Source organism: Shivajiella indica (assembly GCF_042683085.1).
GTDB classification, from domain to species: domain Bacteria; phylum Bacteroidota; class Bacteroidia; order Cytophagales; family Cyclobacteriaceae; genus Shivajiella; species Shivajiella indica.
Window position 1 is genome coordinate 67451 of record NZ_JBHUIV010000025.1, and the last position, 22359, is coordinate 89809.

At 39.0% G+C, this 22359-nt stretch carries 21 protein-coding genes; 6 read left to right on the plus strand and 15 right to left on the minus strand.

Features of this window, described 5'->3' with window-relative positions; genetic code table 11:
• Positions 1 to 9 precede the first annotated feature (9 nt).
• From ACFSKV_RS16715 to ACFSKV_RS16740, 6 genes are all read right to left on the minus strand, one after another.
• Entirely contained in the window at positions 10 to 333 is a 324-nt protein-coding gene (locus ACFSKV_RS16715; RefSeq protein ID WP_380805313.1) for a type II toxin-antitoxin system PemK/MazF family toxin, read from the minus strand.
• Positions 324 to 569, minus strand: coding sequence for an AbrB/MazE/SpoVT family DNA-binding domain-containing protein (locus tag ACFSKV_RS16720; RefSeq protein WP_380805315.1), 246 nt, complete (start codon positions 567 to 569; stop codon positions 324 to 326). The genes ACFSKV_RS16715 and ACFSKV_RS16720 overlap by 10 nt, the downstream gene beginning before the upstream one ends.
• Positions 570 to 886: 317 nt before the next feature.
• A complete protein-coding gene (locus ACFSKV_RS16725; protein WP_380805318.1) occupies positions 887 to 2077 on the minus strand; it encodes a serine hydrolase domain-containing protein in 1191 nt (396 codons plus the stop codon).
• A gap of 475 nt (positions 2078 to 2552) precedes the next feature.
• Positions 2553 to 5816 (minus strand): S41 family peptidase, encoded by a 3264-nt coding sequence (locus tag ACFSKV_RS16730; protein ID WP_380805321.1) that lies wholly within the window; start codon positions 5814 to 5816, stop codon positions 2553 to 2555.
• 71 nt (positions 5817 to 5887) lie between these two features.
• A complete protein-coding gene (locus ACFSKV_RS16735) occupies positions 5888 to 7231 on the minus strand; it encodes a DUF418 domain-containing protein (RefSeq protein ID WP_380805324.1) in 1344 nt (447 codons plus the stop codon).
• A gap of 249 nt (positions 7232 to 7480) precedes the next feature.
• Positions 7481 to 8053, minus strand: a complete 573-nt coding sequence (locus ACFSKV_RS16740) for a flavodoxin family protein (RefSeq protein ID WP_380805327.1) — start codon at positions 8051 to 8053, stop codon at positions 7481 to 7483.
• Between the two features lie 469 nt (positions 8054 to 8522).
• Between ACFSKV_RS16740 and ACFSKV_RS16745 the strand changes: the two genes are divergently transcribed.
• On the plus strand, positions 8523 to 8822 hold the full coding sequence (locus ACFSKV_RS16745; RefSeq protein ID WP_380805331.1) for a HigA family addiction module antitoxin: 300 nt from the start codon (positions 8523 to 8525) through the stop codon (positions 8820 to 8822).
• Positions 8823 to 9192: 370 nt separating this feature from the next.
• Here the strand turns inward: ACFSKV_RS16745 and ACFSKV_RS16750 are convergent, their stop codons facing one another.
• The 8 genes from ACFSKV_RS16750 to ACFSKV_RS16785 all read right to left on the minus strand — a co-directional run bounded on the left by ACFSKV_RS16750 (position 9193) and on the right by ACFSKV_RS16785 (position 18139).
• The gene (locus ACFSKV_RS16750; RefSeq protein ID WP_380805333.1) at positions 9193 to 10362 is read right to left on the minus strand and encodes a serine hydrolase domain-containing protein; all 1170 of its coding nucleotides are present in this window, start codon (positions 10360 to 10362) and stop codon (positions 9193 to 9195) included.
• Positions 10363 to 10374: 12 nt separating this feature from the next.
• Positions 10375 to 10995, minus strand: a complete 621-nt coding sequence (locus tag ACFSKV_RS16755) for a hypothetical protein (protein WP_380805336.1) — start codon at positions 10993 to 10995, stop codon at positions 10375 to 10377.
• Positions 10996 to 11093: 98 nt separating this feature from the next.
• A complete protein-coding gene (locus tag ACFSKV_RS16760) occupies positions 11094 to 11921 on the minus strand; it encodes a LytR/AlgR family response regulator transcription factor (protein ID WP_380805338.1) in 828 nt (275 codons plus the stop codon).
• Positions 11922 to 12005: 84 nt separating this feature from the next.
• Positions 12006 to 13604: a serine hydrolase domain-containing protein gene (locus ACFSKV_RS16765; protein ID WP_380805340.1), complete on the minus strand. Its 1599-nt coding sequence runs from the start codon at positions 13602 to 13604 to the stop codon at positions 12006 to 12008.
• A 102-nt stretch (positions 13605 to 13706) separates the two neighbouring features.
• Positions 13707 to 14348 (minus strand): hypothetical protein, encoded by a 642-nt coding sequence (locus ACFSKV_RS16770; RefSeq protein WP_380805343.1) that lies wholly within the window; start codon positions 14346 to 14348, stop codon positions 13707 to 13709.
• 418 nt (positions 14349 to 14766) lie between these two features.
• Complete coding sequence (locus tag ACFSKV_RS16775) at positions 14767 to 15621, minus strand: phosphate/phosphite/phosphonate ABC transporter substrate-binding protein (protein WP_380805346.1); 855 nt, start codon at positions 15619 to 15621, stop codon at positions 14767 to 14769.
• Between the two features lie 102 nt (positions 15622 to 15723).
• On the minus strand, positions 15724 to 16395 hold the full coding sequence (locus ACFSKV_RS16780) for a hemerythrin domain-containing protein (RefSeq protein WP_380805349.1): 672 nt from the start codon (positions 16393 to 16395) through the stop codon (positions 15724 to 15726).
• Between the two features lie 241 nt (positions 16396 to 16636).
• Complete coding sequence (locus tag ACFSKV_RS16785; protein ID WP_380805351.1) at positions 16637 to 18139, minus strand: S10 family peptidase; 1503 nt, start codon at positions 18137 to 18139, stop codon at positions 16637 to 16639.
• A 233-nt stretch (positions 18140 to 18372) separates the two neighbouring features.
• On the opposite strand from ACFSKV_RS16785, the gene ACFSKV_RS16790 reads away from it, so the two are divergent.
• From ACFSKV_RS16790 to ACFSKV_RS16800, 3 genes are all read left to right on the plus strand, one after another.
• Positions 18373 to 18723, plus strand: coding sequence for a single-stranded DNA-binding protein (locus ACFSKV_RS16790; RefSeq protein ID WP_380805357.1), 351 nt, complete (start codon positions 18373 to 18375; stop codon positions 18721 to 18723).
• A gap of 172 nt (positions 18724 to 18895) precedes the next feature.
• Positions 18896 to 19870 (plus strand): 6-phosphofructokinase, encoded by a 975-nt coding sequence (pfkA, locus tag ACFSKV_RS16795; RefSeq protein WP_380805361.1) that lies wholly within the window; start codon positions 18896 to 18898, stop codon positions 19868 to 19870.
• A 55-nt stretch (positions 19871 to 19925) separates the two neighbouring features.
• Positions 19926 to 20234 carry a hypothetical protein gene (locus ACFSKV_RS16800; protein ID WP_380805366.1) on the plus strand — a complete coding sequence of 103 codons (309 nt, stop codon included), beginning with the start codon at positions 19926 to 19928 and terminating at the stop codon, positions 20232 to 20234.
• 7 nt (positions 20235 to 20241) lie between these two features.
• On the opposite strand, the gene miaA is transcribed toward ACFSKV_RS16800, so the two are convergent.
• Positions 20242 to 21168, minus strand: coding sequence for a tRNA (adenosine(37)-N6)-dimethylallyltransferase MiaA (gene miaA, locus ACFSKV_RS16805; protein WP_380805370.1), 927 nt, complete (start codon positions 21166 to 21168; stop codon positions 20242 to 20244).
• Positions 21169 to 21216: 48 nt separating this feature from the next.
• Between miaA and ACFSKV_RS16810 the strand changes: the two genes are divergently transcribed.
• Positions 21217 to 21978, plus strand: a complete 762-nt coding sequence (locus tag ACFSKV_RS16810) for a response regulator (RefSeq protein WP_380805374.1) — start codon at positions 21217 to 21219, stop codon at positions 21976 to 21978.
• Positions 21975 to 22352, plus strand: coding sequence for a response regulator (locus ACFSKV_RS16815; RefSeq protein ID WP_380805376.1), 378 nt, complete (start codon positions 21975 to 21977; stop codon positions 22350 to 22352). The genes ACFSKV_RS16810 and ACFSKV_RS16815 overlap by 4 nt, the downstream gene beginning before the upstream one ends.
• Positions 22353 to 22359: the final 7 nt, after the last annotated feature.

A 22359-nucleotide genomic window follows, 5' to 3' on the forward strand; every position in this document is an offset into this window, starting at 1 on the left:
TTTTAAATTTCAGTCCACAAAGGTTTCCTTAATCACTGCTTTGCATTGCTGGATTTCAGAAGGCTTTAATTTTTCAAAAACTTTTACAATCCGGCTTTTGTCCACTGTTCTGATTTGATCAATGACTATCATTCCTTTTTGTCCATTATGGTTTACCAGGACCCTTGTCGGATACTTTTTTAAATTCGAAGTCATGGGAGCAAGAACAATTGTATTGAGGTACTTATTCATCTCATTAGGAGAAATAATAACACAAGGTCTTGTCTTTTTAATCTCTCTTCCAACAGTCGGATCAAGGTTGACAAGAACTATAGTATATTGTTCTAATTCCATTCTTCAAAATTTTCATCATCAAAAACATCATTGATCAGCAATTTGTCATCCTGATTTTCTGCCATTTTCTTAAACTCATTTTCCCAGTTTTCTCTGGGTACTGAAATGGGCTTGATGATAATCTGATCCTTTTCAAGAATCAATTCCACTTTATCACTGATATTATATTTTTCCAAAATTGTTTTGCTCAACCGGAGTCCTTTGGAATTTCCTATTTTGATAATTGGTGCTTCCATAAATTCTTATATGTTATTACAAAGTAACTACAAATACCCGAATTTTCAAATTGTATACCAACTAGACTCTGCTATTTATTTTTGTCATTTGAATAAAAAAATATAACCAAATTTTGGCGTAGATGAATTTTGGACGTTTTCGAAGCAATTTCCTAGCAATTTCCAACAAACTTACTTAAAAGCATTAAGCTTGGAAAGCCCTCTATTATTATATGGGATAGCTTCTTTGGTTTTAGCTCAATTGCTTTTGTAAAATCCTCAAATCTTTCCTTAAGTAGTGCCTAATTGTAATAAACAATTGGATTGTTGACAAATCGTTATTTTGTTTTTAAACTCGTGTACACTTCCTTTTCAAAGAGTCGATAAAAATCATAGGATATTTTATCATTGAAAGGAAGAAATTGAGTAAAATATACGACGGCCAGTCCTTTTTCTTTATCTAGGGTATAATAGGAATTGGCAACCCCGGCCCAATAGACAGCACCTTTATTTCGAACCATCTCATCTTCACTATTTTCAATAGCCCAGGCAAGTCCATGTGTATCCGATTCATCTGGAAAACTACCCATTGTTTCCGGCAATCCACTTTCAGGAATTCCCCAGTTTATAGAAAAACCCTCAAGTTGATTTTCAAACATCATCGCCACAGTTTCGGGCTTTAGAATTTGGCCCCCTTCATATTTTCCTTCATTCATCATGCAATTGAGAAAAATCAGGTAATCCTTTGGTGAGCCAAATAAACCACCACCTCCACTATATTCAGATACCGGATTTGCCGGAATACGAGGGTATTCTTTAAATCCGGTTGAATCACGCACGCCAATGGATACAATTTTTTCTTTCAGATGATCCGGAACATTAAACCAGGTACTATTCATTTGTAAAGGTCCGGTAATATGATTTCTTAAGTAGGATTCGAGATCTTCTCCGCTAATTTTTTCAACAATTTTCCCGACCCAATCCGTATTGGTACCATACTGCCACCTATCGCCAGCTTCAAATAATCTGGGTAGATCCTCATACTTCCATTCAGATTTATCAAATGATTGAAGGCGATAATCAAAAATATCATACCCGAATCCTGCTGTGTGCGTCAATAAATGCCTCAAGGTTATTGATTTTTTTGCTTCAATAAGCTCTCCTGTCTCTGTTAAGATCGGAACAGCGGTCATTTCAGGCATTAGATTATCTAAAGGATCATCCAGTCCAATTAAACCTTTTTCAACAAGTTGTAGCGCGGCAACAGAGGCAATAGCCTTTGTCATTGAAAAAATTCTAAAGATGTTATTTTCACTCACTGTGTCTTTGTCACCCCAAACTGAGGGTCCAAATGCAAACCAATCCATTTTTCCTTCATTATTGCTATAACCCATAATGGCAGAAGGAAGGTTGCTGTTTTGAAAATAGGTTTCTAGAGTTAATGCATCCAGCGAAACTTTGCTTTCCTGTTCTTCAGTTTTGCAACCAATTACTGAAATAATAATTAGTACAAAGAATAATTGTTTCATAAAAGAATTTAAAGGTTAGGTTATTGATTGCAAACTTTTATTTACCCCTGACCTTTATCAAAACCAGCTGACTACTTTTTGCTGCCTGAGCATGTTTTTGATAGTTTACAAAAGGGTTTAATAAATCTAATTAATTCGTAACCAAACGGCAATCCTTTTAAAATAATTATAAATTTAACGCAACAACCTCTAAGGATACCACAAAGGACGCAACACCGCATATCCTTCCCTTCGTTGCGAGCGCTGCGAAAAACCGTCTCGGACGTTGCGTGAAAAAAGTCAAACCTTGTTGAAAATCCTGTGAATTCCACTTTTTGGATTCCTTTAGTTTCCTTAAGAAGTGCTTGTTCACCCCAAAATATACTAGAGTCAATATTCACCCTACTCAAAATCAAAAAGAATTTTCCTAAAACCCCATCCCCAAATAAACAAACAAGCCCCTTGCAGAGGCTTGTTTGTTAACTTTCCGCTTCACCTAATTATCCGGTCTTACTGCTGGTCTGGGAAATGGTGGTGGTGTAACTTCCGGAACTCCTGCTTTTTCCAGCAATTTCAAGGCTTCCTGTACTCCCCTTTCCAACTGCACATCCCTGCCTTCTGCAAAAGATTTCGCATCAATCGGAACTTCTATATCTGGTGCAATGCCGACATTCTCCCCTATCCATTCGTTCCGGATCGGATCGAAAACAGCATTGTCAGGCGAAGTCATGGCACCTCCATCGATAAAGGAATAATGCACGGAAGACTTTACCAAACCTCCCCAGGTTCTTTTACCGACCAGGGGTCCGGCATTTTGGTTCCTAAACACCCAAGGGAAGAAGTCCCCACCTGAACCTGCCAGTTCATTGATCAATAAAACCTTGGGTCCCAAAATACCGGCCGGCAACCTAAAGTGTCTTGGATTGGGCACTTCATTGGTGATGGCAGCCCTCAAAGTCCTCGTCATCAGGTCCACCATATAATCATCCAACAAACCTCCGCCATTAAACCGCTCATCAATCACGGCACCCGCTTTGTCCTGTTGGGCAAAGAAGTATCTGTTGAAGGACTCAAAACCTGCTCCTGAAGTATTCGGCACCCAAACATAAGCCAGCTTGCCTCCTGATAATTCTTCGACCTTTCTCCTATTGTCCTCCACCCAGGCCCGCTGCCTCAGACCATTCTCTGAGGGGATAGGTTGAACGGTCAGTTTTCTCGCCCCATTCATATTCGGCTCACTGTTGACATGGATATAGGTCTGCTTACCGGAAGTACCTTTGAAGGCCTCATAAATGTCTTTGCTTGCATCCACTTCCTGCCCATTTACCGCCAAAAGGTAATCCCCAACTTTCACATCCAAGCCGGGCTCGGACAGAGGTGCTTTTAGGCTTGGATTCCAGCTCTCAGCCGTATAAATCCGCTTGATCCTCCATTTGCCATTGGCAATTTCATAATCGGCACCCAACAAACCCGTAGCCAAGGTATCCACTGCCGGAAAGTCTCCACCAAACACAAAACTATGCCCCACAGACAATTCTCCATTCAATTGATCTAACAAGTAGGTCAAATCCTGCCTGTGCTGTATGTATGGAATCAGTGGACTATAACGCTTCCAAACATCCTCCCAATCCCTGCCATGGGTTCCGGGGTCATAGAAATAATCCCTTTCATAGTTCCAGGCCTCGGTAAAGATCTGCTCCCATTCCTTTTTGCGGTCCAGCTCCATCCGCAACTCCATTTTAACGAGTCCATCTGTTGGCCCTGGATTTTTATCTACACTTACTACTCTCCAGTTTCCTGCAGAAAAATAAAGCAGTTTTTCCTTATTCTGGGCGATTTTCACCCGGCTTACCCCTTTGGAAAACTCTTCGAATTTCTTTCCCTCAATGGTAAATTTATGTAAAGTCAATCCAGCACCGTTGGAAGCAGACTCCGCAATGAAGGCAGTTCCCTTTTTACCGGCCAAAATAAAACTGTAAGACTTCACCGGTATGCCTAAAGTCAAGGTCCTTTCTTCCAATCCATCCCAATCTATTTTTACTGCCACAGCCCCATTGCCATCCTCTTTTTTGTCATTTTTCACCTCTTCTTTTTTCGCTTCCTCCTCATCACTTTTTAAGGGGAAAGGTGTTTTTTCAACTTTGGATAAAACAATCAGATAGGCGGCATGTTCAGGTTTTGCGGTGATGGCAGAAGTATTGGCCCAACCGGAACCCAAAGCCAGGTTGGTGCTGGCCAAAAAATAAAGGTATTTGCCAGAGGTATCCCAACTTGTTGAAAAGGAATCTGCCAGGGTATTGGTGACTGGCCGTGTTTCATTTTTGTCCACAGACCAGACATAAATCCTTCGGAACATATTGGGTCCCGTTTTGCTGTAGGATAGCCATTTAGAGTCCGGAGACCATTCCAATTTCATATTGCCCCTTTCTACATTAATGCCCCCGGAATCAATGGTTTTGATTGTTCCTGTTGCCAATTCCAATATTTTAACATAAACCTTATTGTCCACAAAGGCGATATACTTTCCATCAGGGGACCAAGTGGGTTCCCAGGCCAATTTGGCTTCTCCCAATGAAATCTGGCGGGCCTGGCCCAAGCCATCCTGAGGAGCCACCCACAGTTGATAACCTTTGCCACCCTGATCGGAAAACCAGGCTACCTGATCACCTTTAGGTGACCAAAGGGGAATTCTATCTGCTGCATCACTGGATCTACTTAGGTTGCGGGGGCTTCCCTCTTCCACAGGAACTGTAAAAATCTCTCCTCTTGCTTCCAATATAATCCTTTTTGCGTTAGGGGAAAGACTGGCATTGGTAGCTCTGGAAGTCACATTTTCCCAGCGGGTCTCGGACCATGGAAAATCACCGCTAACATGGATTTCTATTTGTTTGGAATCTTTGGTCTGTGGGTCGAAAACATGGATCAACCCATCTTTTTCATAAACCAACTGCTTACCATTACCGGAAAGCCACATCACATCCGAACCTTCCAATTTGGTTTCTTGAACCAGCTGGCGAGTACCTGGGTCAAAAGACCAGATATTGCTTACCCAATCACGGTCTGAAAGGAAATAGATTTTACCCTGAACCACCACAGGATGCACATCTGTGGTTCTTTCATTGGGTATCATCATTTCTGAAAAGTCCTTCAGGTTGGTGATAAGCAAAGGGGTATTCTGACCTCCTCTGTATGCCCTCCAGGTTTCATCCCATCTGGAAATGGGTTCTACAACAAGTTGGTCCTCATCCAAAAAAGCAGCCCTTACCCCCCTTGGAAGTGGAAAAGCCTCTGAGGGTCCTCCCTCCACAGGTACTTTCCAAAGGCGGCTATATCCCACAGGTGCAGTTTCCCTGGAAGTCTCATAAATAACAAATTTACCATCGGGCGTCCATCCAACCACATTGGATTCGGCCGGATGCCAGGTGAGTTGTTTGGGGCTGCCTCCCTCTGTCAAAACCACATAGACCGCATAAGCACCGGTTCTATTGGAAGTAAATGCGATTTGCTTCCCGTCCGGGGAAAATTTTGGGTTTTTCTCTACCGCTGCGGTACTGGTCAACCTCTTGGCTTCTCCTCCATTGATATCACTCAACCAGATATCTGCACCATAAACAAATGCGACCTGACTATCACTGATATCCGGTTGCTGCAACAATCTTGTCCCTTGGGAAAAACCCCAAAAGGGCAATAAAAATAGAAATACAAAACCTGGCAACACGAACTTAAGGTTTTTGGAAATTGGTAGTTTTCTCGGATTCATAGTACTGGTTTTAATAGAATAGTTAGACAATTTTCTCACTTAACATACTAATATTTTGAAAATTTTGAATTTTATTTCCTTACAAATGGTTGCAATCTGCCATAAGTTAGACATCTCCACATCCACTCAAGTGGTCCAAAGAGGAAGTGTTTCAACCAGATAGGGCTGATGATCAACTGGAAAATCCAGATTCCAAGAACCAAATAATAGAGCTGGTAATATTCCCATTCCGCATATTTATTCAAGCCATAGCCAAAAAAGACCAAAGTACAGATGACTGAATGCATGATATAATTGGTAAATGCCAATTGACCTACAGCCCTTAGGCCATTCATCAATCGGGTAAAGTAACCTTTTTGATATAATAGGATAACAAGGGCCACATGGGCCATCATGATGAGAATCCTTTGAAAATCATAGATCAAATTCACCCACATGATGGAATGATTTTCAATGTATTTCAGTCCTGCTTCTACATTCGGAAAATGTATGGTATTATAAACAAATGAAAATATCACCAAAGGCAAACCAATGCCATAACCAATCCAGATGGTTTTGATATATTGGGCCTGCGTCCATTTCATGGTCAGAAAGCCCCATCTGTATAGGGCAATGCCTAAAAGCATCAATGCCAGCATGTCCCAAATGGAAAAAATGAGGTATTTTGTCTGACCATCCCAAGCTTTTGGACGGATATGGCCGGCCACATCGGCATAGCTTCCCTTCATATAAGCCGTATTTTCTACCACCTCTTCTTTGTTGGGAATCATTTCTTTTCTTGTTTCTTCCCAAGCCGCAATTGCTGCCAGCTCTTTATCACTTAATTCATTTCCAGCCTCCTGTGATTCAATGGCTACTTTGTATTCCAAATACTCACCCCTGATTTTCTGCATAAATAAAGTATTGGCTATAAAACCAATAATCGCTACAATGGGCACACCCATCACCAGGTACTTCGGCTTCATTTTTCTGAATAGAAAAGCCAACATCCCTATCAATCCATAGAAATAGAGGATATCCCCAATCCACAAAATCAAATGGGCATGGGCCAGCCCAAATAGGGTCAGCCAAATCATCCTTTTGTAAAATAGCCAAGTAGCTGACTTACCGGCTTTTTCCTTATTGCTTGTAAACAACACTATGCCTGCTCCAAAAACCATAGAGAACAGCGCTCTCATTTTTCCTTCAAAGAAAATGATATTGACAGCATGCACCCAAAAATTGGGATTTGAGGTGTCCTGGGACCAAGGTTCCGTAAAGTACTCTTCCATGGAAAAGTATGGGATATTCAGAATAAGGATTCCCAACAGGGCGACTCCCCGGACAATATCGATAATATCAATCCTTTCAATCAAAACAGCAGGTTTGGGGGAGTGGTCGACAAGTTCGACTTCGGTTGTGGTTTTTAGGGACATAGAACAGGTATAAAAAAGAACAATTCATGAAAGTAACTAAAAATCAGCAGTTTTACTATCACATAACAATGTGGTTTTAGGATGATCTACTTGATTTAGAAAATCCTACTTTTCAATATTTCTGTAAAAATCCATCTTAAAGACACCTTGAATTTGATTTTTTGAAGAGTCATTCTTTCTGCCAAATTCCTGATAACCTTATAAGATGATGTTCAAGTTGCAAGTTCTATAAAAACCAAATCTTGGACATTATTGAACTCTAAGCACCATTTCACCCACCCTTTTTCCTAAACCTTCAGCCTTTTTTAGAAAAATCTCCTGAACTTCTTTTCCTACAAATTCCCCTTCTCCGGTTATAGCAGATGCCCCGAATGCTGTTTCCACTTCTTCCCCACCAACAATAATCATCCCCTGAATCATCATGGCCCGGATCATGTTGAACATTACCGCCTCCTCCCCTATGGAAAACCCTCCACCAGTCACAAAGACCGCCCCGATTTTGTCCTTTAATGGCCTTCCTTCAAAAGGCCAGGAATTGATGAACTCCTGCACTTGGGGGGCCATATTGGCATTATAGACCGGAGAACCCAAGATGATTGCAGATGCATTCAAAACCTCTTCTTTGGTCACATTTGCCATGGGTTTTAAGATATATTCAACCCCTTTGACTTCTGATACTCCTGCAGCAACTGCCTCTGCCATGGCTTGGGTCTTTCCGGATTGGGTATAGTAGGTGATAAGGATGGTGGGGGGAGATTGAGCTGATATTACTTGTGAAAGACCTAATAATATCATTAATAACAAAGAGCCAGTAATTTTCATTTATATGTTAATTTTAGGTTAAATTTTGGATTCGTTACTTTTCAGTCAGTACTTAATTGATTGATAAAACAGTATTTACAAAATGCATTTTTAGAGAATAGTTTTTGTAAAAAGCAATTTGAAAACCCCGGCTTTACCTCAACCCGAATTATACATTAAGGTTCGTTGTAAGAGCACAAAATACTTCATAATCAATAACTTCACTGATCACCCAGTTATTGCCACCTCCATTCTCTCTCATATACCAAGCCCCAGACCATACTGCTTCATAGGATTCGAACTTTCAGGGCATGTAGAAAACAGGAGGATCATGTGACTTTTGCTTGCAGGAGAAAATGATAAGGATCAAGAATAAGGCATATATTTTCATTTGCAAAAATTAATTATGATTTTAACAATAAATATCACTGAAAATCGAGCCTTCTAGAATACCCTAATAATGTGATTTGGTAAAATCGGATTTCAAAAAATGGACAAACTTAAAGATATTCATCCATGTAAAATTTCATTAGAGGAGTTTCAAATTCCTATGGAGATTTCTGCTTACAGATTGGCCAAAGAGACTCTTATTCCACAAACGAGATTTTCTGAAATCATCAAAGGCAATAGAAGAATCACCGTAGATACTGTACTTCCTTTGAGCAAATTCTTCGGCCCAAGTCCAAAATATTGGCTAGAGTTACAGGATTATTATGACCTTGAAGAAGAACAATATCAAAAATCCCAAGAACTGGATAAGATTAATCCTATCAGGAATACTGCTGCTTGAGAATATTATTTCACGCAGTGAACGCAAAGGATTCATCCTTTTTTCTCACTGCGATAAACCGTTGCGCCCGCTGCGTGAACAATCAAGAGCATTCGGGGATGCGGTTATCCTATTTGGATATCTTTCCCTAGCTTTCACTGTTTTTATAGCGTCCTTTTTATTATTAAACCAATTGATGGCATCATCTATGGCCTTTTCCACCGTTTGATAGGTATAGTTAAATTCCTTTCTGGTCTTGGTACCGGAGTAACAATTCTCCCTTTAATTTGACCAGTTTTACATGCTGACCGTTTAGTTCCCCTACAATCCTGGGATTTCAATTATCTTTGAAAAAACACAATTTCGCGTTGATATTTACGGTCTCCATCTTTCAATCAAAAGCTAAAATAACCCCATAGATTTCCTCCAAAATCTTTTCAGCCTCTACATGTATAGGGCTTTCGGTTACTGTACCCAAGTTAATGGCCAAAAACAAATAAAGTTGCTTTTCCGGAAAATAATATAACTGGCTTCCTGAACCCAGCCCTCCACCACTATGGCCAATGGCAGTTAAACCGGCAAATTTGGTGACGGCCAGTCCTAAACCATATACGGGTTCCCCTTTGTTGTTGCTTACCCATTCCTGCATCATTTCCAGGGTCTTTGGATCAATTAATTTCCCCTCCATCAGCCCTCTTAAAAATAACAATGCATCTTTTGCCGTGGTAATGATCCCATCATCTCCTACCATAGAGGCTACATTGCTGTTTTGCAAAATAGAAATATTCTCCAACTTGCTATTGCTATACCTATCCCAATAACTTTGAACCAATCTTTGTCCATAATTTTCACCCTGCCTGATTCGGTAATAGGTATCCTCCAAACCCAAAGGTTTGAAAATCCTATCTTCCATATAAGCCCCATGGTGTCCTGTTATCTGTTCGGCTATTAGGGCTAAAATCAGGTAATTGGAATTTCGGTATGAATATTTAGTTCCAGGTTCAAAATCCGCCTTTTTGCCCTTGATGTATTGAAGGTATTCCTCAGGTAAAAAAACCCTTTCTGGATGTTGCAATAATCGGGTCACATAATTGGGATCGTAATTGTATTCAGGGATGCCCGATGTATGGTTTAGGAGCATTTGGATATTTACCTTGGCTGCATTGGGTAGCAGGCTTGAAATTGAGACCGGCAAATATTCATCAATAGTCTTCTTCAAATCCAAACGTCCTTCCTCCCAAAGTTGTAGGATACTGACAGCCATATAGGTTTTGGCGATGCTTTGGATGTAGTGAAGGTGACATCCTTGCATGTGCACTGCATTTTCTATGGAAGCATAACCACTGCTCCAAACTTGCAATCCTTCTTTGTCCAAAAGCCCGGCAACTATCCCAGGTACTTGGTTTTGGGTCAACTTATCCAAGGCTTCCTGAATGGCTAAAGATCGTCCATCATTACCATGTGGGTTAATAAACACACATGGCTTTACCTCCATATGTTGGGAATAACTGTTTCCAAAATTTAACAGCAAAAGAACCAATGATGGGAATAATAGTTTCATTTTCATTTGAATTTAATTTTCTTTTGAACTTCCATAATTTGGGTGTAGCCTAAACCCTCCCTGAATCAAAGTTTGGGGTACAACAGGTAATGTCTGATTGTATTTGGATAGCAACATCACCTGGTATCCGGCAAAAGGAGAAACAAACATATTCGGAGAATATTTGTAATACCCAAGTCCAATCCCTACTGGCAGGGCAATCATGCCTTTTCTTTGCTTTTCTGAAGGAGCCCATTTCCCATCTTTTTGCTTCCAGGATGGAGAAGGATGCCTGGACAGCATATAACCCAATCCAAATTTTATTTCTGTATAAATCCCATTGCTGATCATGGGCCTCCAAGCAGCCTGGGATGAAAACAAGAAGCTGTTTCCAATGCCTTTATTTTTTATCCAGATCAGATCAAATTGCTGCACCCAATCCAGGGAACCATTGAGACTGACCTCGGTTCCAATCCCAAATCCCATATTTTTGAAGTTTGACTTGAAATCCTTGAAAGGCATGGAGAGGGAATGGAATTGAATACTCAGGACAATTGGAAAATTCCTGTAGTCGCTCCTTGATTCTGTTTGACCCTTTGATACATGGATACTGAATAGGAACAATAAAAAGATATTAATTGCGGTAGTTTTCATAGTCAGTAATTTTGACCAAAACTACATCAAGCAAACGGCTTAAAAATATGATTAGGGTGATTGATTCGGTGAAATGTAGCAAAATCGCCTACGAAATGTTAGCCCTTAGGCATAAACCAGGCTCGAAATGCAGGAGCTTTCGTACGGCTAATGGTCAGATCTGGAAAAGTATTGTCTTCAATTTCGAGTTGCACTTCCAATTTTCCGTTTTCAATTCTTTTGAACCCTCTGACTATCTGCCGGTGCAGCAAAATTTGCCTGTTGATTCTAAAAAAATCCATTTCAGGAAGAATTTTTTCTATTTTATCCAGAGAGGAATCCATATAGTATCGGTTGTTGGAAATGTCAACCAATTGTATATAGTCTCCATCTACCCTGATACAACTTATTTCCTGAAATTTAACTAAAAGGCTTTTGTTGCCGGTTTTGACTGTAAGGCCAAAATCCTTTGATTTCTCCCTGTTTGATGCCTGAACAGTAATTTGCCACTCTCTGAAGAAATTCATCCCAATGTAATAACCATTGATCACCAAAAACCATACTGAAATGATCAAAAGATCCTGGGTGTAAAAATCAAGTGGCGCAAACTCTCCCTTAACCAGAATACTTAACATTTCTGTGGTGGAGGCAATGAAAAAAACACCTAAAAATGTGGTGGACACTACCTGAATGGAGATCCTTCTTGCGGGAGCAGAGAAATAAGGCACTTTTTGATCCAACCATAGAATCAACTGCCTGACTATCCACCAGGCAGCATAGCCCTGCAACAGGTCAATGACAAAACGGACAATATAAAAGCTGTTGAAAGCAATATTGGCATAGGTAAGATGAAAATTGATGGCATTGATGATGGGAATAGCAATCAAAAAAACCAATATGTCAGGACGATAACGGTTGGCTTGGTCTTTTGAAATGACTTTTTCCATAATAATTTAATAATTTATCTTACTGATATACTGCCGTCCATGAATCTTCTTCCCCAATGGTTGAAATAAAAATAAGGAATTAAATCAGTCATTTTTCTTTGGATGAAATGAAAGATCCAATTGTTGTAACCTAGCTTCGTTTTCTGGAGTTAAGGTAAAGAAAACTTCCACATTTCCATTTTCAGTTTGTATCTTATACCTACCCCTCAATTGATTTTCAGGTTCAAGTTCCTTGGTTTCCAAAAAGGACCCGGACTTTTCAAGCAAACCCTGGGTTTCTGCCATCCGTTTTTCCTTGGATTTGTCCAGGTAAAAGTTTTCGGCCAAAATCTTAGATTCCAATGCTTCATCCCAGGTTAAAATCAATTGAGTCACTTGTTTTTGTCTTTCCAAAAGGATGTCAGAAACGGGTAGTTTTCTTGGCTGTAAATCAGCTGTTTGAAAGAGTAATTTACCTAATTCCTGGAGAGGCCATGGAGAAGTATAAGTCAGGTTGCAAAACGCCATCAGACCTATCCCGTATTCTGGAAAAAAGACATAATTGCTTCCGAATCCAGGAAGTGCTCCACCATGGGAAACATATTTCAGTCCATTACAAAATTGGGTAATTCCCAAGCCATAGCCATAGCCGACCATCACAGGGCAATCATTTCCGGCGAAATCTTTCGCCTTGGGATTTAACCTCGAGAATTGAGGAGTTTGCATTTCTCTTAAGGAACTTCTTTTTACAGGTCCATTATCTTCATCACTGCGAGGAGGCCAAGCCGAAAGGTGAAAACTGACATATCTGCTGAAATCTTCAATAGTTGTAATCAATCCACCCATGGCTCCATAAGAACCATCGTGAAGCATAGGTTCCATCTTCCAATGTTCATCTTCCCATCGGTAGCCTATAGCTAATTGCTTTTCGGGAATATCATCATATTCCCAATAGGTTTGGTTCATGCCCAAAGGTTGGAAAATATTTTGGGTAAGGTATTGCTGGTAAGGCATTCCTGAAACCCTGGTGATTATTTTTCCCAACAAAGCATAACCGGTATTGCTGTATTCAAATTCAAATCCTGGAACATTGGAAAAAGAAACTCCATTGCTCATGAGATCCATCAGCATTTGATCAGACTCATCCAATTGCCGATCTCCCCAAGGATTATCCTCAGGAAAGCCAGCCGTCATGGTCAGCAGGTGGTTGATGGTCATCTCTGGTGCATCACTGGTGAGGTAAATCAACTTTTCTAGTTCCGGAATGTACTTGCTTGCAGGTTCATTCAAATTCAGTTTGCCTTCATCCCTGAGTTTTAGAATACCCATGGCTGTAAAGCTTTTGGTCATGGAGGCGATCCGGAATGCACTAGAGCTTGATGCGGGAATCTGCTTTTCCAAATTCATCATGCCGGTCGCAGAGGAAAAAACCAGTTGATCGTCCACTACGATTCCATAGACAATACCCGGAATGTTTTTAGTTTGGGCATAATCTTCCATTATTTGCTGGATACTCGCTGCAAGGCCTTTGATTTTTTCAACCCGATCATCCTTGCTGAAAATAGGAGCTTTATAATTCTCGGAATACTTGTTTGGAGAAATTGTGACTGGGTTATCCGTGTTTTCCTTCGAAGTACAGGAGAAAAGGAATACCAGTACAAATAGGAAGAAAATAGTAAGAGGGAGAAAGGAGTTTAATTTCATAGGCCAGATTTATGCATGGAATAGTAGGCAAAATCTGAATCTATAGAATATTCCATTAAGAATCAACAAATCACCATTATGTAGATCAAACGAAATGCTTATTTAATATTGAATTTTCATACTTAAAGTATCAAACTTACTCACTACAAATGGTTCGCTGGCATCAGCATTCACAACACCAGCAGGAGGACTGATCACTTCCCAGAATATTGTGGTGTTTTCAGTCCCTTCCACTTTGATTACAAATGTAGTATCTGCTGGCAATCCTATATTTTCATTGAAGTTAATTTTATAGGGTAACATGCCACAGTTATTGCATTCCCTTGTTACTTGTAGATGCACATAACTTCCAGGATTGTAGTCGCCAATCTTTTGCAATTGCAATTTAACCCAGGAATTTGGTGAAAGAAGAATTTCGCCATAATACGCTTTATTAAAGTTATCCCAGTAATCCGGGTGTGACGCTTCCATGGCTTCTACCCCATTGATTGGACTATATTCTACCTCTCCGTTAACATTTGTTTTCAAAGTTTTTACAACCTGGTACTTGGTGCATCCAAATACAGCATCAAAATTACTGCATTTATATAAGCTAATCGTAGCATCAGGAACCGGAATCCGGCTTACTTTTTCCAATGTCGTTATTTTGAGCTTTTGTGGAATATCAGGCTCTGGACTATCATCTTCGCAACCGAAAAAGGCAAGTGATAATATTATCAACAATACCCAGTTAATTATTTTCATTTTTTTAGGAAAACATGAAAAGACTAATTCACTAAATTTTTACAAACCTAAATAGATACCATGGCAAGGAATTAACCGTCTAAAAGAGTGGGAGATTTTACAATTTAAACTTTCCCTTCTTTTCAAATTCCTGTGATTTAATCCCATGATTTTTAAACCCATGGGCATTAAATACTGTATTAAAATAAAAAACTTATCAGGCTATTTTTATGATCCAAATCATTGCTGCCAATGATTTTGGTTTGAGTAAAGCCAAAAATTATGGATGTTTCAAGACTGGGTTGAATGAATTTGGATTCAAGTTTTTTTAAATCGACTTCACAAATCAAAGCTTCAATAGTAAATAATCGGGTAAAAGATTGAAATGGATTTCCAGATTTCAATTGAAAAGAAAACCAGATTCCCTTAACGAAAAACCTCAATCCAGAAAGTTCAAATAATACTCCATTGTTACTTTTTCAAATCTACTTGCATTTTGTGCTTCCACCCATCCGGATTTGATAGATTCAAGGATTTGGGGATGTTGAAGGTGAATACCCTTTAATAATTGCTCTACTTTTAACGCAATCATTGGATCAAGATTTTTATTAACCAAAACAGGACCTAAAGGAATGGCATCAGACATCCAAATGATTTGAATAAGGTCTTGGGTAGAATCATCCAGGTCATTTGAGCCGAAGGCGGCAAGATCAGAATCTCCCGTAAGGATGGATTCCAAGGAGTTCTTATGGCTTTTGGAAAATTCAACCTCCCTGAATTTTTCTTCAATGGGTATTAAACCTTGTTTTGCCAGTTGCTGAAGCGGATAAAGGTATCCAGAGGTGGAGTTTTCACTTACCAGGGAAAGTCTAAGGTTTTGGGAATTATTCCGGATGAATTCCCAATCCTTAATTCCTGATTTTCTGGAGGCAGCAATTACTGATCTATAACTGGATGCTTTTTCATCATCAAAGACCAAAGCAGCAGCAATATCGTATGCATTTCCTTCCTCTATATACTTTAAAAATCCAGCAGTGCTGATAAATACAATATCCACTTCATTTTGTATCATGGCAGTGATCAACTCCTCCACTGAAGAAAAAGACTTTGTCTCCACGTTATATTGTCCATCAAAATTTTCCTCTGCCAGCTTCGAAAATGGCCTAAGGTTTTCCAACCGGTCATTGGTTTGATAGGTATAGGTGCCCAAAATGAGTTTTTCCTGTTCCTTGGAAAAAGCCAAACCAATAAAAATCAAAAAATAAAACATGGTCAAAAATGGAGTTTTTTTCATGTGTTTCTTATTAATGAGGGAATAAATTAAATTAAGCCGCTTAAGATTTAAAAAGACGAAACCCAATTTTGGGAATTGGATTCCGTTTCAATTTTTCTTAGGTTAAGCGAAGGACTTTTCTTCCAAAGAATCTATTAATGCGAAAAAGTCCCTTTCAGACATCTCAGATTGAATATTTTCCATCAATTGGTTAAAAAATTCTTTGGGAGCATTTGCCTTTAATCCTCCTAATGCCATCAATCTCTCTGAAGGATCCAAGGCTGGAATGATATACCTGAACCACCGGAGTATCTTTTCTGGGCTAAAAGATGAAACAATGCTGTGATGCTGTTCCATCAATTCTTCGTCACTGTAAAAGTTCCAAATTAATCCCAAAATTTTCCTTTCTTCATAGATCATATGGGCAAGGTATTTGGAATGAAATTCGGACAGATCAAGAAAATAATCAAAGAATTTAACAGGAGGAGAACCTGCCTGCAATTCATTCACTTGTTGCTCCAAAGTATTTACCAGGCCTTCCAGATATTCATGCTCCTCCTGGTTTTCTTCGGTGCTTCCCGGACATCTTTTTTCCAAATCCGGCAAGATCATTTCATCTTCGACATGAGCATGAGTTTCCAAAAGATAAAAAAGCTCTTGGGATAAGGCTTTCAGCTTGTCCACTTCTTCATGTTTTGACTGATCCAGATTTCCAGCCAGAATTGTCACTTTTCCAAGTACATATCTTAAGCCTTTGTGCGGTAATAAATAGGGGTTTAATCTTAAAGTTTCCATAGATCATTAAATGGTTTTACAATTCCATGATTTGGATAATGGATGCCAGGTTGCAATAAGGATAGCAAAACCACATATTGATGTGGTAAGATTAAAAAATCATCATACAGGAAATGAGAATATGGAGAAAAAATAAACAATGGACTAATCCATTGGATAATAATGAAGCCCTTTTAATGTATAAAACAAAAAAGGATAAGCAAATCGCCCATCCTTTTTCACTGAATTTAAGTTAATTTTTTTACTGGGTATCCTTTATAAAATCCGCCAAATCCTTTTTGAACTTCACCAAAGAAGGCATATGGGTGTACATCATATGGCCAGCCTCGTAATAGGTCATGATGATGTTATCCCTGATTTCAGGTCTCAGGTTCATTTGATCCAAGGTATATTCTACTCCGTAGAAAACAGTGGCAAGATCATAGTATCCATTCATGATCAAAACCTTCATATTTGGGTCTTTATTCATTGCATCTGCCATATCTATGGCGGTATTGATAGAAATCATACTTCCCCAACCTTCATTTCCTCTATGTGACCAATCCCATTTGAAACCTGGTGCTGAGTAGGCAGAAGTCCTGTAATTTAATTTTTTGCTAACCCCCAATTCCCGGTGAAAGTAATCCAAAAATCCTGCAGTATAAGCCGGAGAAATGGCATCACTCTGAGGATCGGTAACCGCATACTGATTTTGAGGGAAAGGATTGATGCCTATATACCTGGAGTCAAGCCTCCCAACAGTCATTCCTCCATCTCTAAGAAGTTCATTGAAAAACTCCTGGGCCCTAACCCTTAAATTCGCCTTTAACCAATAATCTTTGGAAACTCCTGAATATTGTTCAAGTTTTGTGGCTATTGTTGATTTTTCTCCATCTGTCAGCCTACTTCCTTTAAAAAGCGCTGGCATATATTCTTCCTCTGTAAATTTTCTGACCTCATCTACAAAGGCTTCCAGATTGGGGTTTTTATTCTTTAATTTATCATGATACCATGCTGTGGTGGCATAAGTTGGAAAATGCACCAAATAGGAAGTGCTTTCCTGAACAGGGAATGCCAGAGATCTCAGATCGAATACAGCTGACACCATCACCACCCCATTTAAGGCATACCCTTTATCCAACAGGTAGTTCATTACACCGGCATTTCTCATGGTTCCATAACTTTCCCCCAATAAGTATTTGGGTGATTGAAGCCTGTCGTATTCCTTGAGGAACTGCATGATAAATAAACTGATGGCACGGATATCCTGATCCACTCCCCAGAAATCTTTTCCTTCCGCTTTTCCAACTGGTTCGCTTAATCCGGTTCCTATAGGATCCATCATGACCACGTCTGCTATATCCAAAATGGAATATTCATTATTGACCAACTCGTAGGGTGCTGCTTTAGTGTAACCCGGATCATTGACCACGATTCTTTTTGGCCCCATTACTCCCATATGTAACCAATAAGAAGAAGATCCAGGTCCTCCGTTATAGGAAAAAATGATGGGCCGCTTGGAAGGTCCATCCTCTTTAAAATAGGCGGTGAATCCATGAAGGGCAATCGGCTCATTATTTTCATCCCTCAAAAGCATCGTTCCCGCACGGGTTTTTAAATTATGGGTTACTCCATTGATTCTCACTGTCTGCGTGGAAGTGAATACTTCAGCTTCAGGAATAGGTTTCTCCTGAGTCTTTTCCTGTGCTATCACTGAGGATACCGTAAGCAGAAACAGTAAAACTATAAGGTTAGCTTTTCTCATATTTTTGTGATTTATATTCTGCATTGAATCTAAACAATATTTCCCAAATCAAATATCCATATATCACAAATATAAAAAGTGGTTCAATCCTTCTATTTAAGGGACTATCCGTTTATAATCGGATATATCCGATTATTGTTAGGCCAGACAAACCTTTTTCCGGAAATTTGAAGTAGCTGCATTTTTTATCCGGCTGTTAATTATTCATTCTTTAAAAATTATTATTAAAAACTATGAGCAGTATTAGAAACAGGGTTACTTTAATCGGGAGATTGGGTGCCAAAGCGGATGTCAAAAGATTCGATGACGGGAAAGTCAAAGCCATTCTCAATTTGGCTACCAATGAGTATTTTAAAAACCAAAAAGGGGAAAACGTGGAAGAAACCACCTGGCATTATGTGGTAGCATGGGGAAAATCAGCAGAAATTATTGAAAAGTATACCGACAAAGGCTCTGAAATAGCCATAGACGGTAAACTTTCCAATAGGAGCTATACGGACAAAGAAGGGGTGAAAAAGTACATTACGGAAGTGGTGGTTGACAACGTGGTACTGTTGGGTGAAAAATCTCCTGTCACTGCCTGATTGACCCGGGACCATCTGAGAATTTGACCAAGGAAAAATTCCGGATGGTCTCAATTTTTTATCCCTAATTCATCTAAAATCCTGATCAATAGAACAATGAAAAGATTTTTATGTTTCTTAACATTGAAAGGCTTTTATCAGTATTTTTACGCCACATTAAACCTATTGATCAATGAAAAAAATAGCAGTTTTTACTTCAGGAGGAGATGCTCCTGGAATGAATGCCTGTATTCGTGCTGTAGTCCGCACGGCAATTTTTAAAGGAATAGAAGTTTACGGGATCTCCTATGGATATGATGGCATGATTGAAGGAAATATCAAAAAAATGCAGTCCCACTCTGTGAGTAACATTATCCAAAGAGGAGGAACCATTCTCAAGTCAGCCAGAAGTGAAGAGTTCAGAACTGTAGAAGGCAGAAAGAAAGCTTACGAACAAATACGTCAACATGGTATAGAAGGGATTGTTGCCATTGGAGGGGATGGTACTTTTAGGGGTGCTAAAGTATTTTATGAAGAATTTGGCATACCTACAATAGGTTGTCCCGGCACCATTGACAATGACATCTATGGTACAGATTATACAATCGGATTTGATACAGCAGTGAATACTGCTTTAGAGGCCATTGATAAAATCCGGGATACAGCAGCAGCCCATGACCGGATTTTCTTTATTGAAGTAATGGGACGTGACTCAGGCTACATTGCTTTGGAGTGCGGTATTGGTGGAGGTGCAGAGTTTGTTATGATACCGGAAACAGAAACAGATCTGAAAAGCATAGTAAAATCCCTCAAAAACCTAAGAAAGACAAAATCTTCTTCCATTATTGTGGTTGCTGAAGGTGATGATGAAGGAACCGCTGAGGTCATCATGAACAAAGTCAAAGAAAAGGTGAACGATCCGGATAAGGAATTTAAAGTAACGACGCTAGGACATATCCAACGTGGAGGCAATCCAACTGCCAGAGATAGGGTTTTGGCCTCCAGATGCGGCATGGCTGCTGTGGAGGGCCTGATCAATGGTGAATCCAACTGCATGGCCGGTGTGGTCAATGGGGATGTGGTCTATACTCCCTTTGCCGACTGTATTGGAAGAACAAAAGAGTTGAAAGCAGACCATTTGAAGCTGATAGAAATCTTAAGCATCTGACATGGGGTTTATTCCAATCATTTTGACGCTTTCTGCTGCAATAATTCTTTTTATTATGGCAGTAAACAATTCGCTTAATTTAAAGAAAAACCAGATTCAGGTATTAAAAGCGGAGATGATCAAAGGTTTTTCCAAATTTGACTCTGATTTGAGCAATTCAAAACCAAAAGATTGGGATTGGGTTGCAACAAAATACCAGGAACTAAAAAAGGAATATGAATCGGATTCGAAGGCAATATTTGAGGAAACTTTAAAAAAACCATACCAACAAATAAAAATCCTTAAAGCCCAGTACAATAATCTGATCAATAAGAAACCCTATAGTTTTGTAGCTAAATTAATGGGCCATGAACCTTATGATTGATGTCAATTTAGGGTTTTTCGGCTTTTATAATTTCATTCTTAATACACTGAATGATTTCTTTTTCCTGTTCAGGATGAAACCATAGTACTTCTGAATCTCGTCTAAACCAGGTCATTTGCCTCTTAGCATACCTTCGGGAGTTCCTTTTTAATAGCCTTACAGCCTCCTCCTTATCATACTTCCCCTCCAAATATCCGAAAATCTCCGAATAGCCCACCGTTTGCAGGGCATTGAGATGACGAAAAGGAAAGAGCGCTTCAGCCTCTTCAAAAAGTCCCTGCCTAATCATCATTTCCATTCTTTTATTGATCCTTTCGTATAGTTCTTCTCTTTCTCTTTCAAGACCAATTTTGATAATTTTAAATGGTCTTTGGATCAAATTCTTTACCCTAAATGAACTGAAGGGCTTGCCTGTCCCTCTGAAAACTTCAATTGCCCGCATCAACCTTTGGGGATTATTACGGTCTACTGTCTGGAAGTAATCAGGATCAAACTTCTCCAATTCCCTCTGAAGAAATTCAATTCCTTTTTCTTCAAATTCGGATATGATTTTTTCCCTGATTTTAGGTTCTATATCGGGTATATCATCCAAACCTTTACAAATAACATCAATATATAAGCCTGAACCTCCTGCCATTATTGCTATGTCATGGGTTTTGAAAATTACATCCAACACCTGCAACGCTTCATTTTCAAAATCCTTAACATCGTATGGATTGTGAATTGACTTGGTCCCTATTAAATGGTGAGGTACACTTTTCAATTCACTTTCAGTTGGTTTTGCCGTCCCAATATTGGTTTCCTTATAAAACTGACGGCTGTCAGAAGAAATGATTTCAGTTTGAAATAATTGGGCGATTTTCAGACAAAGTGCGGTTTTGCCTACCGCTGTGGGTCCAAGAAAAATGATCAAATATTTGTGGGATAATTTCAATTTCTTTCGGAATAGAATAACTATAATTACCAAAATTATTAATTGTTGATGAAAAACAATAAGGTCCTGATTGTAGATGACAATGCTCTGAACAGAAAGGTGTTTCAGAATATCATAGGACAGGTTTATCAATGTGAGGTGGCGGAAAATGGAAAAGAGGCCTTGGAAAAAATAAAAAAAGAATCCTTTGATATTATCATTTTAGATATTCAGATGCCCATGCTGGACGGCATTAATACATTAAAAATAATTAAAGAAGAACAACTTACTTTTGTACCGGTAATAGCCGTCTCAGCATTTGCCAATGAAAATGACAGGGATTACTTTTTATCTGCTGGTTTTGATGATTTTATTTCAAAACCGGTCAAACCAAAACAACTTTTAGAAAGTCTTCAAAAACATATTTTGATGTCAAAATCCCCTGGAAAGTTGGAAAAAATAGAATCTGAGATCCAATCAAATACTGAAATATTAAATCCTAAGGTAGTATTACAGCTACTGAAATACAATTCGATTGAAAATATCCGCTTGGTTTATAATGATTTCATAGACGAAACCGAAAGGCTGCTGTCTGAAATTGAATACCAGCTCAAATATGGCGAATATTCCCAGATCGGCGAAAAACTGCACATCATCAAAGGGAATTCAGGAACCATCGGTGCTTTGGAAATTTTTTATTTTACCCAATCATTTGAAAAGAATATTAAGTCGGGGAATTTTGATAATACTGTTAAAGATTACATATATTTGAAGAGCCTATTTGAAAGGTTTAAAACACATTGTAAATCATCCGTATATCTTAATCCATGAGCCCTACAAGAAAAGTACTTGTTGCAGAAGACAGTTCAGTAATTATCAATTTGACAAAAAATGTCCTGATGTTTGAGAATTATCAGATCACCGCAGTAAAAAACGGTAAACAGGTATTAGAAAAATTGGCAAAAGAGGATTTTGATCTGATTCTCATGGACATCAATATGCCGGAAATGGATGGTATTGAATGTACAAAAGCAATAAGAGCTTTAGAGGACCCCAAAAAATCAACAGTTCCAATTATTGCGATTACAGGAAATTATAAAAATTATACTCTTGATGATTTTATGAAAGCGGGTCTAAATGATTATGTCCAAAAACCCTTGGATTATGATTATTTATTGGCTACCGTTAAAAAATATCTGGTATAAATTTTCT

Bases quoted from the DNA above. Each gene is read 5' to 3' on its own strand.
- ACFSKV_RS16715 (WP_380805313.1), bottom strand. From the start codon at position 333: ATGGAATTAGAACAATATACTATAGTTCTTGTCAACCTTGATCCGACT.
- ACFSKV_RS16720 (WP_380805315.1), bottom strand. From the start codon at position 569: ATGGAAGCACCAATTATCAAAATAGGAAATTCCAAAGGACTCCGGTTG.
- ACFSKV_RS16725 (WP_380805318.1), bottom strand. From the start codon at position 2,077: ATGAAACAATTATTCTTTGTACTAATTATTATTTCAGTAATTGGTTGC.
- ACFSKV_RS16730 (WP_380805321.1), bottom strand. From the start codon at position 5,816: ATGAATCCGAGAAAACTACCAATTTCCAAAAACCTTAAGTTCGTGTTG.
- ACFSKV_RS16735 (WP_380805324.1), bottom strand. From the start codon at position 7,231: ATGTCCCTAAAAACCACAACCGAAGTCGAACTTGTCGACCACTCCCCC.
- ACFSKV_RS16740 (WP_380805327.1), bottom strand. From the start codon at position 8,053: ATGAAAATTACTGGCTCTTTGTTATTAATGATATTATTAGGTCTTTCA.
- ACFSKV_RS16745 (WP_380805331.1), top strand. From the start codon at position 8,523: ATGGACAAACTTAAAGATATTCATCCATGTAAAATTTCATTAGAGGAG.
- ACFSKV_RS16750 (WP_380805333.1), bottom strand. From the start codon at position 10,362: ATGAAACTATTATTCCCATCATTGGTTCTTTTGCTGTTAAATTTTGGA.
- ACFSKV_RS16755 (WP_380805336.1), bottom strand. From the start codon at position 10,995: ATGAAAACTACCGCAATTAATATCTTTTTATTGTTCCTATTCAGTATC.
- ACFSKV_RS16760 (WP_380805338.1), bottom strand. From the start codon at position 11,921: ATGGAAAAAGTCATTTCAAAAGACCAAGCCAACCGTTATCGTCCTGAC.
- ACFSKV_RS16765 (WP_380805340.1), bottom strand. From the start codon at position 13,604: ATGAAATTAAACTCCTTTCTCCCTCTTACTATTTTCTTCCTATTTGTA.
- ACFSKV_RS16770 (WP_380805343.1), bottom strand. From the start codon at position 14,348: ATGAAAATAATTAACTGGGTATTGTTGATAATATTATCACTTGCCTTT.
- ACFSKV_RS16775 (WP_380805346.1), bottom strand. From the start codon at position 15,621: ATGAAAAAAACTCCATTTTTGACCATGTTTTATTTTTTGATTTTTATT.
- ACFSKV_RS16780 (WP_380805349.1), bottom strand. From the start codon at position 16,395: ATGGAAACTTTAAGATTAAACCCCTATTTATTACCGCACAAAGGCTTA.
- ACFSKV_RS16785 (WP_380805351.1), bottom strand. From the start codon at position 18,139: ATGAGAAAAGCTAACCTTATAGTTTTACTGTTTCTGCTTACGGTATCC.
- ACFSKV_RS16790 (WP_380805357.1), top strand. From the start codon at position 18,373: ATGAGCAGTATTAGAAACAGGGTTACTTTAATCGGGAGATTGGGTGCC.
- pfkA (WP_380805361.1), top strand. From the start codon at position 18,896: ATGAAAAAAATAGCAGTTTTTACTTCAGGAGGAGATGCTCCTGGAATG.
- ACFSKV_RS16800 (WP_380805366.1), top strand. From the start codon at position 19,926: ATGGCAGTAAACAATTCGCTTAATTTAAAGAAAAACCAGATTCAGGTA.
- ACFSKV_RS16810 (WP_380805374.1), top strand. From the start codon at position 21,217: ATGAAAAACAATAAGGTCCTGATTGTAGATGACAATGCTCTGAACAGA.
- ACFSKV_RS16815 (WP_380805376.1), top strand. From the start codon at position 21,975: ATGAGCCCTACAAGAAAAGTACTTGTTGCAGAAGACAGTTCAGTAATT.